Genomic DNA, 17635 nt, shown 5'->3' on the forward strand with positions numbered 1-17635 from the left:
CGGCGCCGGCGCCGCGGCAGTGGTGGCGATCGTCGTGCTTTCGGTGTGGATGCTCGGGGCGCTCAGCGGCAATCAGAATGACACGCCCCTGTCGCAGCAACTCGACGCCATCGAACGCGCCGCGCAGGCCAGCCGGTCCTCCGAGGCCGCGGCTCCCACCACGGCCGAGGAGGGTTCCGGCGACGGGGCGAACTCCGGCGACGAGGACGCCTCTGAGGAGGACGCGCCCGCCGTGAGCCCGCTGTCCGTGTCGACCGTCACGTCGTGGCAGCCGGACTCGTCGAACGGCAATGCCGAGAACAGCGCGAGCGCGCCCAACGTCATCGACGGTGATCCGTCCACCTCGTGGTCGACCGACACGTATCGCGACCAGTTCGGCAGTGGACCGGGGGCGTACAAGCCCGGCATCGGCCTGATGTTCACCCTCGAGGATCCGGGTCAGGTCCGGGAGGTCGAGATCGCCGCCGACGCCGACATCCGGTTCGAGATCCGAGCATCCGACAGCGCCTCGCCATCCTCACTCGACGACACCACTCGCCTGCGCACCGGAACCGTCGAGGACGGGACCGCGACGGTGAGGATCGACGATGCCGACGAGGCCGAGTACATCCTCGTGTGGATCACCCGGCTCGGCTCCGTCGGACCCCAGGCCTACGAGGCGAGCATCAGCGAGGTCGAGCTCCTCGGCTGAGCCGCCGCCCGGCCCCGGCCGTATCCCCCGGCGCGAATGTCGCCGGGGCCGCCGGCACGGTGATCTTCAGCAAGGTGACCACCGGAAAGGTGACCACCCCACTGGCGGTGAGGTCGCATTAACGTGACCTGCGTGAACACCGGTTCCGCCGTCGCTCCCGCCGCTCCTGCCGCTTCGTCCGCTCCCGTCGCCTCCGCCGCGCGCGCCGACCACCCTGACCGCGCCGACCGCACGCCGCTGACCGCCGAGTCACCACTGACCGACGCGGAGCTCCTCGACGCGCACGTCGCCGGCGACCCGAACGCGTTCTCCGCCCTGGTCCGCCGCCACTACGACTACCTGTGGCGCCTGGCGATCCGGACCTCGTTCAATCGCGAGGACGCGGCCGAGGCGTTGCAGGAAGCGCTCGTGTCCGCCTACCGACGAGCCGAGTCCTTCCGGCATGCATGCCCGGTCCAGGGATGGCTGTACCGCATCGTGGTGAATGCCTGCCTCGACAAGATGCGGGCCCAGCGCCTGCGCACCCACAGCCAGCTCACGCCGACACTGCACGAGCGCGTCTCACTGCGTGATCATTTCCATCAGGATCCCGCGTACGCGATCATCGTCGCCGAAGCACTCTCCGAGCTGCCGGGGGACCAGCGTGACGCCGTCGTCGTCGTCGACATGCTGCGCTGCTCCGTCGCCGAGGCGAGCCATCTCCTCAACGTCCCTCCCGGGACCATCAAGAGCCGCTGCTCGCGGGGACGCGCCAAGCTCAGCGTGCTCCTCGAGGGTGTGTCGGTCACCCACTGACCCGCCGCGCGCGCCCACCCACCGCGACTCTCCGCCCCTGGCGACCACCCCTGGCGGTGGCCACGGGAACAAGGCACACGCGGCGCGTGTTATGCCGGGTGGAGTTCAGACGCGGTGGTTCTGACAGGATTGTCCGACGACCGTGAGCCAGACCGCCGCCCGTGAAGGAGCCCGAAGAAGCAATGAGCGACACCATCCACGACGTGATCATCGTCGGATCCGGCCCCGCCGGCTACACCGCAGCCATTTACTCCGCGCGCGCCGAGCTCAAGCCGCTGGTGTTCGAGGGATCCCAGTTCGGCGGGGCGCTCATGACCACCACCGATGTCGAGAACTTCCCCGGCTTCGCCGAGGGCATGATGGGCCCCGACCTCATGATGCAGATGCGGGAGCAGGCCGAGCGGTTCGGTGCCGACCTGCGCATGGAGGACGTGACCTCCATGGACTTGGCCGGCGACGTCAAGGTCGTGCGCGTCGGTGAGGACGAGCACAAGGCCCGCGCCGTGATCCTCGCGATGGGTGCGGCCGCGCGCTACCTCGGCATCCCGGGGGAGCAGGAGTACCTGGGCCGTGGTGTAAGCTCCTGTGCCACCTGCGACGGCTTCTTCTTCCGCGACAAGCCGATCGTCGTGGTCGGTGGCGGCGACTCCGCGATGGAGGAGGCCACCTTCCTCACCAAGTTCGGCTCGTCGGTGACCATCGTGCATCGCCGCGAGGAGTTCCGCGCCTCCAAGATCATGCTCGAGCGTGCCCGCGAGAACGAGAAGATCAACTTCATCCTCAACACGGCCGTCGACGAGGTCGTCGCCGGCGACAACGGTTCCGTGGAGAAGCTGAAGCTGCGCAATACCGTCACTGCTGAGACCAGTGAGCTCGAGACCGCCGCGATGTTCGTGGCCATCGGCCACGATCCCCGCTCTGAACTGATCCGCGACCAGGTCGAGGTGGATGCGGACGGCTACGTTCTGACCGGCCAGACCACTGCCACCTCCATTCCCGGCGTCTTCGCGTGTGGCGACCTCGTCGACCACCGCTACCGTCAGGCCATCACCGCCGCCGGCTCCGGCTGCTCCGCATCCATCGATGCCGAGCGCTGGCTCGCCGAGCAGGCCTGACCTCCCCGCCACCAGAAGGAAAGGACCGCCACCATGGCCACCACCCCCAACATCGTCGACGTGACCGAGTCGGATTTCGCCGATTCGGTACTCACCGCCAGCGGCTCCAAGCCCGTGCTGGTGGACTTCTGGGCCACATGGTGCCGCCCGTGCACCATGATGGCGCCCGTCCTCGACGAACTCGCCGGCTCCGAGTCGGACAAGCTCACGGTCGCCAAGGTGGACGTGGAGGCCAACCAGGAGCTGGCAGCGGAGTACCAGATCACCGCGATTCCCGCGCTCCTCCTGTTCTCCGAGGGCAAGGTCGTCAAGCGCATCACCGGTGCCAAGTCCAAGTCCGCCCTGCGTACCGAACTGGGCGACATCCTGGGATCCTGACCACGGCACGGCCCGTATCCGGGCAGTTCTCCGGGCCGCACCGGCCGGGTACACACCCGGCCGGTGCGGCCCCGGCATATGTAGGGCTGAGCAGGTAAGTTCGTCCTGGTACCGATCAGTGAATGTGTAGGAGGAACTCCATGGCGTGGCGACGTGGCGACCGTGGACCCGAAGTGGCCGCTATCCGGGCCACTCTCGCGGGCATGGGTCTTCTCCACAAGATTGATTCAGTCGGTGTGACCGAGCCCGAGACCGGCTCAGTTCTCGCCCGCACTGATGCCGTGTTCGACGCTGACCTCGAAACCGCCGTTCTGACCTTCCAGCAGGCGCGTGGGCTGATTTCTGACGGGATCGTGGGTGCGGCCACCCAAGCGGCCTTGAACGACGCCACGCATTCTCTGGGCACCCGCGATCTCAGCTACATCGTGTCCAAGCCCATGGCCGGCGATGACGTGGCGCAGTTGCAGCAGCGACTGGGTGAACTCGGCTTTTATGCCGGCCCGGTGGACGGAACGTTTGGCGCACTCACTCACGGTGCCGTGACCGATTTCCAACGGGATTGTGGCTTGTCCGCAGATGGCGTGGTGGAGTCCGAAACCCTGGCCACCCTCGGACGATTCTCGACTCTGTTCAAGGGCGGCGACGTGGCGTCCCTGGTCGAGAAGGAGCGGGTGCGGACGTCCGGACCCATGCTCGCCGGCAAGCGCATCGTTCTTGACCCCGGCCCAAGCGGTTCCGAGAACCCGATTCGCATCGAGACTCCGTACGGCACCATCACCGACGCAGAATTGCTGTGGGACATCACGCGACGGTTGTCGGAGCGGATGAACCAGGCAGGCGTCGAAGTCTTCCTCTCCCGCCCCGAGGCGATGATCCCCACCGATCCCGAGCGTGCTGAGATCGCGAACGCCTTCAATGCCGACCTCGTCATCTCGCTTCGGCTGGACCGCCACCACAGCACTGTCGGCAATGGTGTTGCCACGTTCTACTTCGGTAACTCACTCGGCTCTGAGTCGATGCTCGGTGAGGCACTGTCCGGATTCGTTCAGCGTGAGATCGTGAGTCGAACCGACCTGCGTGACTGCCGCACTCACGGCCGCAGCTGGCCGTTGCTGCGGATGACCCGGATGCCTTCCATCCAGCTCTATCTCGGCTACGCCAACAGCGCCGGAGACCTCGAGATCCTGGGCAACCGCTCCGAGCAGGACACCATTATCGATTCGATTCTCGTGGGGGTTAAGCGCCTCTATCTCCTGGACGAGGACGATCATCCAACCGGCTCGATGTCGGTTGACGACCTCATCTCGTACGAGCAGGAGCAACTGGACTGAGCGTCCAGCATGTCGACTCGATGTGGCTTCACGGTTCATAGCCGCGGCCAAAGGCCTGATCTCGCGACGCCACGAGTTCGGCGACCGTGTCGCTCTGTCGATTACCGCCACCCGGCTTACTCGACAAATTAATGCGGCCCAATGTCACTAGCTGTCGTCGGTGTACCGGGTTCTGGTAGTGGTTCAGTCCGCGATCGGTTAGCGGCTTCTCCGCAGATGCCTCCAGCAAGAGGCTCAGGTTTCCATCGGCAGCAATGACGCACCATGTTGTGGGCCTCGATCAGACTGATCGCGCAGCACGCTGTTCGGTGATGCGCTGCGGATGTTTCACGTGGAACATCCTTCATCTGTGATGAACGGCTGTCTCGGTGTGCCCGACTACTGCGGCACGCTGTTGATTCGGCGCCGCCTCATTCTGGATACGCAAACATTGCTGATAGCGACCTCTGCCCGTTTCCCAGGAGATCGGGCTGTGGAAACCCGGCCAGACATCAAGACCTGAGATTCGGATGCATCGCTGAGGCGCCGGAGAGTACCCCAAGTTCACGAGAGAAGATTCCGCGCTCTGCGAACAGTTTATCCAGAGCCCGTTCGACGTCGGCCTTCCACTGATGTTCGCTGTCGATCTCTAGTCGAAGCCGAGGATAGGTCTCATGTTGCGCAACCACGTTAAACCCGTGTTCCAGTAGCAGAGCTGCCGGCGCCACGCAGGAGTCCGCGCCGCAACCGTCACGTGACGTTTCAGCCCGTGAGTGTCCGTTCATGAGCCCAAAGGCCTCAATCGCCTTGATTCCCCGGCTTCTCAGGTCCACGATTGCGGAATCGAGCAACGAGGTCAGAACACCAGGCGGCGCGTCAGGTTCCGCCAATAAGCCGGCCAACAGAATCGCATCCGCGCCTACCGGGCCCGTAGGGAAGCACGCCGCACGCGGAACCATTCCCGGAGGAGCATAGAAAACCGACCCTGCTGGACGACGCCCGTCGCTTGCTATCTGCCCACACGCACCCCATTCGAGACTGACGTTCGAGATCCACGCCTCTTTCTCGAACTCAGGATCTCCCGGCGGAGCGGTCTCAACTAACCCATCCGTCTGCCAGTACACACAGCGGCGAGACCTTGGCCCAAGCTGGTCTACCGCAGAGAGTGTGAGTGTGCGGATCGAGATCATCGGGATGTACCGGAATTCCCTCCCTCAAGGAGGGCCAACACCCGTGCGAGGTCATCAGCGTCACCCACATCGATCGTGATTCGACCCTTACGCCGGCCCATTGATACTGACACCGTCGTCTCGAAACGATCTGACAGTCTGCCAGCCACAGCCTCTAACTCAGGGTCCCTTTGGCGGCCCTTGGGTTCTGGGCGCGGTTTCTTAGATGTATCGTCGCCCTCGCGGTTGGCAATCGTGACGATCTCCTCGGTCGCTCTGACAGAGAGACCCTCCGCCACGATCCGAGCTGCGAGCTCATCCTGTGCGGCCGCGCCTGACTCGAGACCGAGCAGCGCCCTCGCATGTCCTGCAGAGAGGACGCCTGCGGCTACCCTCCGCTGAACGGCCGTAGGTAGTTGAAGCAGTCGAATACTGTTGGTGATTGCTGGACGCGACCGTCCAATGCGGGAAGCCAACTCAGACTGCGTCACCTTGAACTCATCGAGAAGCTGTTGGTAGGCCGCGGCCTCTTCCAATGGGTTCAGCTGGACACGATGAATGTTCTCAAGAAGTGCGTCTCGGAGTAGGTCCTCGTCCTCGGTCTGCCGGACGATAGCCGGAATCGAGTCGAGCTCCGCCCGCTGGCTCGCCCGCCAGCGGCGCTCACCCATGATGAGCTGGTACCGGCCCTCATCGAGTTCGCGCACGACGATCGGCTGAAGGAGCCCGAACTCCTTAACGGAGTGGGACAGCTCGGCAAGTGCTTCCTCGTCGAAGTACGTCCGGGGCTGCTTGGGGTTTGGTTCGATCGCTGCTGGAGAGATCTCACGATAGACCGCACCCGGATCCACGAGTTCGCTGGTTTCACGTGAAACGTCCGTAGAATCCTGCGCCTCCGAAGCTTCCGGGCCCCCGGCGCGAATCGCCGATGCTGTCCTATTAGAAGCAGACTGGCCAGCGGACCGCGGTCGAGGGGGAGTGGTTCGAGGCCCGGTAGACCGCGGGCCGAGAATCAGATCCGCGGCATCGTTCCCGAGCCGAGGACCCTCCTCGGGGCCGGTCGGAATCAGAGCCGCGAGCCCGCGCCCAAGTCCACCCTTACGTTGCTGGCTCATCGATCGTCCTCCACGTGATTGTCCTCATTTCCGGCGGACGATGGGGCGACCATGTCTTCCGGCATTGTCGTTGACTCGTGTGGTTCGGCTTCATTACCAAAGGAAAGCCCGGAGCGGGTATTGAGTTCCTTTGCGGCGTCGAGGTAGGCGAGAGCACCACGTGAACCGGCATCGTACTGCAGGATGGTCATCCCGAATCCGGGAGCCTCGGACACCTTGACGCTGCGAGGAATCACCGTCTTGAGGACGCGATCCCCGAAGTGTCGTCGGACCTCACCCGCCACCTGTTCGGCCAGTTTCGTCCGTCCGTCATACATCGTCAGCATGATGGTCGATATGGCCAGGTCCGGATTCAGGTGCTGCTGGATCAGTTCGACGTTCCGGAGCAACTGTCCGACGCCTTCAAGTGCGTAGTACTCGCACTGGATAGGTATCAAGACCTCACTTGCCGCCACCATAGCGTTGACGGTGAGGAGCCCAAGCGAGGGCGGGCAGTCGATGAAGACGTAGTCGATTCCCAACGACGCCAGGTCGTCCTTGTTGAGTACCTCGGCAAGACGACGCTCGCGATAGTCGAGACCGACCAGTTCGATCTCGGAACCAGCGAGGTCGATAGTAGCGGGGATGCAGAACAAATGATCCGCGTGTGGACTCTTCTGAATGAGGTCCTCTACTGCGTACTCCCACATCAACAGCTCATAGCTCGAAGGAGTTCCCTCGCGATGATCCACACCCAGCGCCGTGCTCGCGTTGCCCTGGGGGTCCATATCGATAACCAGAACGCCGAGCCCCCGCAACGCCAGCGCCGAGGCCAGGTTCACTGTGGACGTGGTCTTGCCGACGCCGCCCTTCTGGTTGGCGATCGTAATGATCCGTGGTTCGGCTGGACGCGGTAAGGCCGGCGCATCGCCATGGAGGACCTCATTCGCCTGCCGTGCGGCAGCGAAGATCGGGGTCTCGTCGTCGGACATCCCTCACCTTTCAAGTCACAACTAGTCACGCATCACCGGGGGAGCGAGCACCGGAACAGTGTCTACGCGATCACGTCGACTCCAGTGTTTCACGTGAAACCGACATCGTATAAGTGCCAAGATCTAGTCTCATCCACGCCGCTTCCCGGAACCTCTGCTGCGGGAGCCCCGGCCCCCCATCCTAGACCCCAACGTCGCGATAACCAGTCTCGTCTCTTCGGCATCGGGAGCCGACACGATCTCGACATGGACGTCAGTGAACCCCAGTCGGCTTAGTGCCGCGGAATCACGGTCGACCTCTTCTGTCGCGGAGCTACCCTTCAATGCAACCATCCGCCCGCCGATACGGAGCAGGGGAGCGGACCACCCCGCGAGCTTCGCCAGGGGAGCGACAGCTCGGGATGTGACGACATCGGCGTTTCCGACTTCGGTGATGACCGTCTTCTCTTCGGCCCGCCCCCGCACAACGCGTACGTCGATTCCGAGCGACTCGATGATCTCCTCGAGGAAGTTAACTCGACGAAGCAACGGTTCAACCAACGTGATCTCGAGATCGGGTCTGGCGAGCGACAGGGGGATTCCGGGAAGCCCGGCCCCACTTCCGATATCTACAACAGACTCACCGTCAAAGATGTGGGACTTCGCTGCAGCGCTATTGAGAACATGTCGGTCCCACAACCGCGGACGCTCACGCGGTCCCATCAATCCACGTTCGAGCCCAGCCGTTGCGAGAAAGTCCACGTATCGGATAGCTAGGTCCGCTCGGTCTCCGAATACTTCACCAACCGCCGAGGGCGGAGGAGGGATAGTCTCAGTGTCGCGTGTCGCTGGAGCCGTGTTGTCACGTGACGCTTTGTCGTCCGTGTGATCGTTCATCGGGAAAGCACCTCAATTTATGATCGGAGCGGTAGGGTTTCACGTGAAACCCCACAGGGAATTACACAGCTGTGACTAACGAGCACGTAGTTCTCCACAGGCTGCTGCTCATCAAATGAACAAGGGGTGCGGGAAAGCATCCCGCACCCCTGCACTGCCATCGTAAATCGTTAGGCCGGAAGAACTACGACCCGCCGATTGGGCTCAGCGCCGGTCGAATCCGAGGCGACGCCATCTACCTCCGCAATCGCATCATGAATGATCTTGCGTTCGAATGGCGTCATCGGATCCATTTCCTCGGACTCACCAGATTCGAGTACCCGCTTCGCGACCACACGTCCCGCCTCCGACAACGCCTCACGCTTGTTCGCGCGCCAGCCAGCGATATCCAACATCAGTCGGCTGCGGTCACCGAGCTCCTGCTGTACCGCCAAACGAGTCAGCTCCTGCAGCGCATCGAGTACGGAACCATCAGAGCCGACGAGAGTATCCAGGTCCCCGCCGCCGTCGATGCTGACACTCGCCCGGTCACCGTCGACATCTAAATCGATGTCGCCGTCGAAGTCCAAGATGTCGAGAAGCTGTTCAAGGTAATCGCCGGCGACCTCTCCCTCCTCGACCAATCGCTCTTCGGACACCTCGATATTTCGCTTAGACATTGACCTGCCTCCGTCATGACCGCCGATCGTCGCGCCAGCGCCGGGCGACGAATAACTACCCCAAGTATGGGACAAGGTCCCCGACGCCGGAGCATCGGGGACCTTGTCAGTGTGCGCCAGCGGACTGGCGTCAGCGCTTCTTCTTCTTTTTCTTCTTGCTCTGGGGTTTGGAGGAACCCTTCTGGGCCGGTCTACTCCGTTGACCGCCAGGCGGGGACGGTTTCTGACCGGGGCGTGGCGCAGCGCCCGGCTTTGGCACAGCGTCTCCGGAACTGGCGGATTGAGACGCCGTCTCGTCACCGAGAACCGACTCACCGGTGTCCGTACCGGCGCCCACGGATTCGTCGACGGTAGCGACCGCGGAAGCCGCCGTCGACGTCGACGCCCCGCCCTTACCGGTAGGGGATTGACCCCGTTGCTTCTTCGGGTTGACGGGCTTCACGCCAACCTTCGGAGCAAGTGCCTTCTGCTCTTCCCGACGGGCCAACGCGGCAACATCGTCTTCCTTCGCCATCTTCTCGTAGAGGAAGTACTGCTGTCCGACCGTCCACAGGTTATTGGTGACCATGTAGACGAGAATCGCCATCGGCCAGAAGGCACCAGTGACCAGAATGCCGATGGGGAAGGCCCACAGCATCAGCTGGTTCATGATCTTTGCTTGCGGATTAGACGCAGCCGCGGGGGACTGATGGGACAGTGAGACCCGAGCGTTCAAGTGTGTGGTCACTGCGGAGACGATCATCAATGGGACCGCGACGACGATGATGTTCCAACGCTCGAAATCAAGCGCAGCCCCCGGGTCGACGAACGCCTGGAACTGCTCGACGGGCTGCGAAATGAACGACGACAACGGAGCACCGAACAACCGGGCGTCCAGGAAGCTCTGGACCTCATCCGCGTTGAACACGTAGTTCCCGGTGTTGCGGGTTTCCTCTGCGGTCATACCGAGCTGACCGAACGCCTCGCCCATTCGATTGAAGGACCTCAGGACGTGGAACAGACCCAGGAAGACCGGAATCTGGATGAACATCGGCAGGCAGCCGAGTAGGGGATTGAACCCCTCCTGCTTCTGCAGCTTGCGTGTCTCGACAGCGAGTTTTTCACGGTCGTTCTTATAGCGCTTCTGCAACTCCTTCATCTTGGGCTGCATCTCCTGCATCTTGCGGGAGAAGCGGATCTGTTTGGCCGCCGGCCAGAACAGCATCAGACGCAGCGTCACGACGAGGAAGATCACCGACAGCGCCCAGATGATGCCGCTGGAATCTGGATCATTGACCCACGGCAGCAGACCGCCGAGGAAGGCGAAGATCTTGTGCCAGAACCAAAGGATCCCGGAGATCGGGTAATAGACCAGAGGGTCCGTGATGAACGACATGGGTGGAAAAGTCCTAGCTACGTTCGGAAGAAGTGGATTGCTCGTGCGGCGGCGAGCCAGAGTCGGGTGCCCGGGGTTCTGGTACTGGATCCCACCCGCCTGGTGTCCAGGGCCCGCAACGCAGAAGACGCCACACGGACAACCATGAGCCGTACCAGGCACCGTGCAGCTTCACCGCTTCCACGGCATAACTACTGCAACTCGGTTCGAAGCGACAGCTCGGCGGGGTCAGCGGGGAGATGCCCTTCTGGTAGAAGTCCAGCATCCACAAAAGGACCCGGGAGATAGGTCCGGGACGAGATTCGGTCATGACCGGGTCCCCCTCGCTCGCGATGAGGCGGCCTCCAGCGCAGACCTCAGATCTGACGCCAGTTCATCATGGGTGGCCGTAGCCGACGCGGGGTTCGCTCGGATGACCACCATGAACTCGGGAGCAAGCTCGCCGACTACATCGGCCGCGATATGACGAAGCCGTCGGCTGACGCGGTGACGGGTCACCGAGTCGCCGACGGCCTTGCTCACAATCAGCCCGAAACGCGGGCCGCCCACGCGGATCATCGAAGAATCCACGTGGGCGTGCACGACGATGGTGCGGCGGCCCTTCCTGGCACCCTTGCGAACCACCGTCGCGAAATCCGCCGAACGATGGAGCCGGTGCCGACCGGGAAGCACGCGCCGCCCCGGTTTAGATCAGGCCGTCAACGACGAACGGCCCTTGCGACGCCGGGCCGAGACGATGCCGCGGCCGGCACGGGTCCGCATACGCAGACGGAATCCGTGCACCTTGGCACGACGACGGTTGTTCGGCTGGTAGGTCCGCTTGCCCTTGGCCATGGTTGGCTCCTCACATGAAGTCGGCACCGTTGCCGGCACGCGATCGAGTTCGAGACGTCGTCGAAACACCACTGACGGCGGCACCACGACGCGCCGCACGCCCCACAGGCGCGCGACAGACTGTTCAAGATTACGCGTACAGGGGGCTTGTCACCAAACCGTGTAATCACATTTGTCTCTCGCGTACCACTTCGCAGGACATCGCGACATACCTTCGGCCATGATGCTTGACTTCCTCCCTCCAGTTGATATTGAGGGTTGCCCTCTCGTTCACAGTGTTGTTACCGTCGTTCATCAACGAGCCCTACAGGGCCGAGCAAACTTGAACACCGCGACCCAGTTCCCTCACCACTGTCCGTCCGCACCTGACCGAGGCCCACAGGAGTGGTCTGTCTTCCCACAGGTGTGGACAAACGTGTGGATATCCCAGTGGACCTGGGTTCATAGCTGTGGATAGAGTGTGGTTCCTGCGAGAACCCGCACCGGATGGAATGACGCCGACACCGAACGAGAGGAGACCGCGCACCGTGTCTCCCGAGCTCGAACACGTGTGGAGCGCTGTCCTCGATCGACTTACCGATCCGGAGCTCGCAAGCGACGACAATCCCGTGCTTTCCCGCCAGCAACAGGCGTGGCTTCGTCTGGTCCAGCCAATAGCCGTCGTCAACGGCTTCGCCATGCTTGCCGCACCATCCGCGTTCGCCAGGGACAACATCGAATCCGTCCTGCGCGGACCCATCACCCGTGCCCTGAGCACCCAACTCGGCGAGCCGGTCGACCTCGCAGTGAAGGTAGATACCTCGCTCGCCGGCGCCCAGGCACAGACAGACGATTCCGACGCCGAGGGGATCGACGTCGACGAGATCCATCGAGCGGAAGCCCAAGATCAGGAAGAGCCGTCGACTCCGCGACCGGCCCGAATGACCGAGGAGCAGATCGCTGCCGAGAGGCTTCTTCACGGGAGCGATCGAGACGAGGCGCTGTCCGCGACTACCGCACCCGGCCTCAATGAGCGCTACACCTTCAGTGCATTCGTCCAGGGCAACTCGAACCGCTTCGCACGCGCCGCGGCTCTTGCAGTCGCCGAAGCTCCCGCGCGTGCCTACAACCCCCTGTTCATCTGGGGGGAATCCGGTCTGGGCAAGACCCACCTGCTGCACGCCATCGGTCACTATTCACTGCGGATGTACTCCGAGCAGAAGGTCAAGTACGTCTCGACCGAAGAGTTCACGAACGACTTCATCAACTCCGTCCGCGACGGACGCCAGAACATGTTCAAGAAGAGGTACCGCGAGGCGGACATTCTCCTGGTGGATGACATCCAGTTCCTGATCGGCAAGGAACAGGTGCAGGAGGAGTTCTTCCACACCTTCAATACGATCCATAACGCGCAAAAGCAGATCGTCATCTCCTCCGACCGGCCGCCCAAGCAGCTCCAACCGCTCGAGGACCGTCTCCGGACCCGTTTCGAGTGGGGTCTGATCACGGACATCCAGCCGCCAGAGCTCGAGACGCGCATAGCGATTCTCGACAAGAAGGCCAAGATCGAAGGCTATGAGGTGCCGCGCGGGGTGCTCGAGCTCATCGCGACCCGCGTCCAGCGCAATATCCGTGAGCTCGAGGGTGCGCTGATCCGGGTCGTCGCCTTTGCCTCGCTGAACGGGCACAATATCGATGTCCCGCTCGCGGAGATCGTGCTCCGCGACGTTGTCTCAGACGACGACTCGCTGCAGATCTCAGCAGCGACCATCATGGCCGTCACCGCTGAGTTCTTCTCGACCAGCATTGATGAGCTGTGCGGCTCGTCCAAGACCCGCTCCCTGTCCCGGGCTCGCCAGATCGCGATGTACCTGTGCCGGGAGCTCACCGACCTGTCGCTTCCGAAGATCGGCGTGACGTTCGGCGGTAAGGACCACACGACGGTCATGTACGCCCAGCGCAAGATTCTCAAGGAAATCAAGGACGATCGGCGGACCTACGACCAGATCCAGGAACTGACTGCTCGCATCCGCGAACGCTCGCGCGCCATGTGACGCCTATGTGAGAAGAGATTTTTAGATAACCTCGATCTCACATGCTCCGCGTGGATCAACCCACGCCCGTTTTTTACGAAAAGGGGGAAGGAGCGTCTTGGCCGAGCAGTCGGGCTTCATGACGCCCCGATACCGATATGGTCATGGCTGATCGTCCAGAGGTCCAGACCGCGACACCGGCAGTCGCCGCCATCACGATGATGGGACTGGGTCAGAACCTGCTCACCGGACTCGCGAGGGTTCCGTTCGTCAAACCGTGGCAGGGCCCCGGCAATGTAGTGCATAACCTGGGACAGTCCGTCACCCGGCAGACCATCCGATCATTCATGGGCTACTCACTCGGTCTGCCGATTGAGGAGTTCCGCTCCATGGAGCAGGTGATCGACGGACTGTGTGGCGTCGTCATGCCGCCGTACGTCCGCGGGATGGACGGGGTGAAGATCACCCAGGAGGTCATCGGCGGGGTCCCCGGCCTGTGGTGCCGCCGCGCGTCCTCGAAGAACAACCCCCAGCGCGTCGAGGGCACGATCCTCTACCTGCACGGCGGTGGGTACATCGGTACGTCTCCGATGATGTACGCCGCGTTCGCCTCCGCGATCGCCAAGCAGACCGGTTGTGACATCTTCATCGCCGACTACCGTATGGCCCCGGAGTTCCCGTTCCCCGCAGGTGTCCTCGATGCCGCGAGTGTCTACACCGCTCTCCTGGACCAAGGGGTCAAGGCCGAGAACCTCATCATCGCCGGCGATTCGGGTGGGGGCGGACTGGCCGCCTCGCTCATCTCCCATCTGCACGCCACCGATGTGCAGATGCCGGCCGCGCTCGCACTGTTCTCGCCCGAAACAGACCTTGAACTGGATCAGCCGTCGGTCTCGGAGAACGCACAGTACGACATCCTGCCGTGGAACGTCCCCACGGCGCCCTATCTGCAGGGAATCGCCCCGGGTGATCCATTGGTCTCGACCGTCAACGCGGCTCTGAGCCCCGACTGGTTCCCGCCGACGTTCGTCACCTCTGGTGGCAACGAGATGTTCCGGGACGGGATCCGCATCCTCGTCGGCAACTTGAGCGATGCCGGCATCGAGGTCCACGCGATCGAGGCGGAGGGGATGTTCCACGTGTTCCCGATCCTCATGCCGTGGCTCGACGTGTCCCGCCAGGTCTTCACGGAACTCGATGAGTTCGTGGACACCCACGTCCGTTCGCGTCATTTCATCGACATCGGCGCGTTCGAAGGTTGATCTCCCGCGTCACAAATCTCCCGAGTTGTTTCACAAACCACATCGTTCACAGCTGTGGACAGAGATGTGGAATCTTGTGGACCGACGGTGGACAGAGCGTGGACGGAGTCTTGTGATTCCACCGGGGACCGGAACCAAATCACAAGAATCAACACGTACGTCCACACGGTGAAATCGCGTGGGACCTGTAATAACAAGCTGTGGCTCACAATTTCACAGGACCTACTACTACCTCTTATTTCTCTAGATAGTTCTTGTAAGAAGTAGGGATGTGGAACGGCGAGCCTGCTTGACCGGATTACACCCCGGACGTGTCCCCATGTCGGACCGAGCGGTTACTCTCATGGAGACGTCTCGACGCCCCGCGCCGAGATGCGACACAAGACAGCCGCACAACCCCACCCGCCCAGATACCCGTCAGCGGTATCCGGCCTGCCTGAAAGAGGTCATCGATGGAGATCACGGATCCGACGTTCCGCGTCACCCGCGAGGACTTTGCGGATTCCGTGGCCTGGGTGGCGCGAACGCTGCCCTCGCGTCCGTCGGTGCCGATCCTCGGCGGCGTGCTGCTCGAGGCGGATTCCGGATTGACGATCTCGGGGTTCGACTACGAAACCTCGGCCCAGGTGTCGGTTCCCGCCGAGGTCACCGAGCCGGGCAGCACGCTGGTGTCCGGCCGGCTGTTGGCCGATATTGCCCGGGCGTTGCCGGACCGGCCGGTCGAGGTGTCGGTGACCGCGCAGAAGATGTACATCACCTGCGGATCGGCCAAGTTCACGTTGCCGACCATGCCGGTCGAGGACTACCCGCAGTTGCCGACCATGCCGGAGGTCACCGGATCCGCGCAGGTCGACGCGTTTTCGGAAGCCGTCTCGCAGGTGGTCGTCGCGGCCGGCAAGGATGACACCCTGCCGATGCTGACGGGCATCCGGATGGAGATCGAGGGGCCGCGGGTCACGCTCATCGCCACCGACCGCTTCCGGCTCGCGATCCGCGAGTTCGAGTGGGAGCCAGCTCGCGACGATGTCGCGGTGGAGGTGCTCATCCCGGCCAAGGCGCTGTCGGAGGTGTCGCGTTCGGCGGCCGCCGGTGGGCGTGTGGATCTGAGTCTGGGCGCCGGTGCGGAGGTCGGCGCCGAGGGGATCCTTGGCGTGTTGGTCTCCGGTCAGCGCACCACCACGCGCCTGCTCGACGCGGAGTTCCCCAAGGTTCGTCAGCTCCTTCCGCCGCAGCACAACTCGATAGCCGTGGTGGAGGTGGCCGCTCTCGCGGAGGCCATCAAGCGTGTGGCCCTGGTCGCGGACCGCGGTGTCCAGGTCCGGCTCGCCTTCAGCGAAGGCGAGGTGGCGCTGTCCGCCGGCGGTGACGATGCGGCACAGGCAAACGAAACCCTGCCGGTCGACTTCGTCGGCGAACCGCTGACCATCGCCTTCAACCCGGGGTACCTCCTCGACGGCCTGAGCAGCGTCCACTCCTCGCGGGTGGCGTTCGGATTCACCCTGCCCAGCCGGCCCGCCGTGCTGCGCCCCGCCCCCGAGACCCTGCCGGAGCCCGGTGCCGACGGCGCGATCGAGCCGATCGACTCGGACCACACCTACCTCCTCATGCCCGTGCGCCTGCCGGGCTGATGTCAGCCGCGAGACGGCATGCACCTTCGGCACCTCAGACTTCTGGATTTTCGCTCCTGGCCGCTACTTGAACTCGAGCTCGACCCGGGGGTCACGACCCTGATCGGTCGGAACGGGCACGGGAAGACCAACGTCCTCGAGGCGGTCGCCGTCCTGGCCACGCTGCGCAGTCACCGCGTGGCCGGCGACGCCCCGATGATCCGGTCCGGCGCGGAGACCGCCCTGGTCGGAGCGCTGGCCCACAATTCCGGCCGGGAGCTCACCGTGGAGCTCGCGCTCAACTCCGGCAAAGCCAACCGCGCGCGGCTCAACACCTCCCCGTGTCGGCGCCTCGGCGACATTCTCGGCGTGGTCCAGTCCGTGCTCTTCGCCCCCGAGGATCTCGCGCTCGTGAGGGGCGAGCCGGCCGAGCGTCGGCGATTGCTGGACGAGTTGATGTCCCAGCGCCGCCCGGCACTCGGCGGCGACCTCGCCGACTACGCGTCCGTGCTGCGTCAGCGCACCGCTCTTCTCAAATCGGCGTCGGGTGCGCTCCGTCGTGGGCGTCCCGAGGACTCGGCCGCGGCCCTGGACACCCTCGATGTGTGGGATGGCCGACTGGCCGGGTTGGGGGCTCGGATCGTGGCCGGGCGGGTGGCACTCCTCGAGCAGCTGCGGCCCCTTGTCGTCGACGCCTATCGGACCCTCGCACCGGAATCGCGCCTCGCCGACCTGTCGTACCGGTTCCGCGTCGCGTCCCCGCCCGCGGAGGGTGACCTGACCGACCCCGAGTTCGTCGAGGCCCTCCTCCTCGCGGAGCTCGGGCGACGCCGGCGGGACGAGATCGATCGCGGGCAGTCACTCGTCGGGCCGCATCGCGACGACCTCATCCTCACCCTCGGCGACGAGCCCGCGAAGGGCTTCGCGAGCCACGGCGAGACGTGGTCGTTCGCGCTCGCATTGCGGCTCGGATCGCTCGAGTTGTTCCGCGCCGACGGGATCGAACCGGTCCTGCTTCTCGATGATGTCTTTGCCGAACTCGACCGTCACCGCCGCGCGGCCCTGGCGGAGGTGGCGGCCGGCGTGGAGCAGGTTCTCATCACCGCCGCGGTCGGTGAGGACGTTCCGGCGGGGCTGCGCGGGGTGCGTCATGACGTCGTGATGACGGGTTCAGGCGCCGCGCGGCAGTCGTCCATGACACCGTCACCACGGCGGGACAACGACGGTGGATCCGGTGATGACGCCGGTGAAAAACAAGAATATGACGACGACGACAACACCCGCGACACCGATTCCGGAAGTGAGGTTTCGCTGTGACAAACCCGCCAGGCAGGGACCCCGTAACACCGTCTGACAAGCCACAACGTGGTTATGACATCGCCAAGCAGGCGCTCGAGGAGGCGCGTGCCCGGGCGCGGGCGGAGGGCAAGCAGGTCGGCCGCGGGCGGTCCGGGCCGGTCGGCGCC

15 protein-coding genes and 2 pseudogenes are annotated in these 17635 nt (G+C 63.7%); 9 read left to right on the top strand and 8 right to left on the bottom strand.

The window, feature by feature from the left end:
• The 5 genes and pseudogenes from G6016_RS06350 to G6016_RS06370 form a co-directional block, all read left to right on the top strand.
• A pseudogene (locus tag G6016_RS06350) lies at window positions 1-691 on the top strand (protein kinase family protein); the annotation flags it as partial.
• 123 nt (window positions 692-814) lie between these two features.
• Entirely contained in the window at window positions 815-1486 is a 672-nt protein-coding gene (gene sigM / locus G6016_RS06355; protein ID WP_182631837.1) for an RNA polymerase sigma factor SigM, read from the top strand.
• Window positions 1487-1668: 182 nt separating this feature from the next.
• Window positions 1669-2601, top strand: a complete 933-nt coding sequence (trxB, locus tag G6016_RS06360) for a thioredoxin-disulfide reductase (RefSeq protein ID WP_182631838.1) — start codon at window positions 1669-1671, stop codon at window positions 2599-2601.
• A 33-nt stretch (window positions 2602-2634) separates the two neighbouring features.
• Window positions 2635-2979 (top strand): thioredoxin, encoded by a 345-nt coding sequence (gene trxA / locus G6016_RS06365; RefSeq protein ID WP_182631839.1) that lies wholly within the window; start codon window positions 2635-2637, stop codon window positions 2977-2979.
• 140 nt (window positions 2980-3119) lie between these two features.
• Window positions 3120-4310, top strand: coding sequence for an N-acetylmuramoyl-L-alanine amidase (locus G6016_RS06370; protein ID WP_182631840.1), 1191 nt, complete (start codon window positions 3120-3122; stop codon window positions 4308-4310).
• Between the two features lie 1165 nt (window positions 4311-5475).
• Here the strand turns inward: G6016_RS06370 and G6016_RS06375 are convergent.
• The 8 genes and pseudogenes from G6016_RS06375 to rpmH all read right to left on the bottom strand — a co-directional run bounded on the left by G6016_RS06375 (window position 5476) and on the right by rpmH (window position 11288).
• A complete protein-coding gene (locus G6016_RS06375) occupies window positions 5476-6573 on the bottom strand; it encodes a ParB/RepB/Spo0J family partition protein (protein WP_182631841.1) in 1098 nt (365 codons plus the stop codon).
• Complete coding sequence (locus tag G6016_RS06380; RefSeq protein WP_241729845.1) at window positions 6570-7544, bottom strand: ParA family protein; 975 nt, start codon at window positions 7542-7544, stop codon at window positions 6570-6572. Before G6016_RS06380 ends, G6016_RS06375 begins: the two co-directional genes overlap by 4 nt.
• A 129-nt stretch (window positions 7545-7673) precedes the next feature.
• The gene (rsmG, locus tag G6016_RS06385; protein ID WP_182631842.1) at window positions 7674-8420 is read right to left on the bottom strand and encodes a 16S rRNA (guanine(527)-N(7))-methyltransferase RsmG; all 747 of its coding nucleotides are present in this window, start codon (window positions 8418-8420) and stop codon (window positions 7674-7676) included.
• Between the two features lie 170 nt (window positions 8421-8590).
• Window positions 8591-9055, bottom strand: a pseudogene (locus G6016_RS06390) (Jag family protein); the annotation flags it as partial.
• A 154-nt stretch (window positions 9056-9209) separates the two neighbouring features.
• Window positions 9210-10454, bottom strand: a complete 1245-nt coding sequence (yidC, locus tag G6016_RS06395) for a membrane protein insertase YidC (RefSeq protein ID WP_182631844.1) — start codon at window positions 10452-10454, stop codon at window positions 9210-9212.
• Window positions 10455-10467: 13 nt separating this feature from the next.
• Window positions 10468-10764 carry a membrane protein insertion efficiency factor YidD gene (gene yidD / locus G6016_RS06400; protein ID WP_182631845.1) on the bottom strand — a complete coding sequence of 99 codons (297 nt, stop codon included), beginning with the start codon at window positions 10762-10764 and terminating at the stop codon, window positions 10468-10470.
• Window positions 10761-11126: a ribonuclease P protein component gene (gene rnpA, locus G6016_RS06405; RefSeq protein ID WP_182631846.1), complete on the bottom strand. Its 366-nt coding sequence runs from the start codon at window positions 11124-11126 to the stop codon at window positions 10761-10763. Before rnpA ends, yidD begins: the two co-directional genes overlap by 4 nt.
• An 18-nt stretch (window positions 11127-11144) precedes the next feature.
• Window positions 11145-11288, bottom strand: a complete 144-nt coding sequence (gene rpmH, locus G6016_RS06410) for a 50S ribosomal protein L34 (protein ID WP_182631847.1) — start codon at window positions 11286-11288, stop codon at window positions 11145-11147.
• A gap of 491 nt (window positions 11289-11779) precedes the next feature.
• Between rpmH and dnaA the strand changes: the two genes are divergently transcribed.
• From dnaA to recF, 4 genes are all read left to right on the top strand, one after another.
• Complete coding sequence (gene dnaA / locus G6016_RS06415; RefSeq protein ID WP_187354382.1) at window positions 11780-13321, top strand: chromosomal replication initiator protein DnaA; 1542 nt, start codon at window positions 11780-11782, stop codon at window positions 13319-13321.
• Between the two features lie 137 nt (window positions 13322-13458).
• Window positions 13459-14562, top strand: coding sequence for an alpha/beta hydrolase (locus G6016_RS06420; RefSeq protein WP_182631849.1), 1104 nt, complete (start codon window positions 13459-13461; stop codon window positions 14560-14562).
• 452 nt (window positions 14563-15014) lie between these two features.
• A complete protein-coding gene (gene dnaN / locus G6016_RS06425) occupies window positions 15015-16190 on the top strand; it encodes a DNA polymerase III subunit beta (RefSeq protein ID WP_182631850.1) in 1176 nt (391 codons plus the stop codon).
• An 18-nt stretch (window positions 16191-16208) separates the two neighbouring features.
• Complete coding sequence (recF, locus tag G6016_RS06430) at window positions 16209-17486, top strand: DNA replication/repair protein RecF (protein WP_182631851.1); 1278 nt, start codon at window positions 16209-16211, stop codon at window positions 17484-17486.
• Window positions 17487-17635: the final 149 nt, after the last annotated feature.

The organism is Dietzia aerolata (genome assembly GCF_014144865.1).
Taxonomy (GTDB): Bacteria; Actinomycetota; Actinomycetes; order Mycobacteriales; family Mycobacteriaceae; genus Dietzia; species Dietzia aerolata.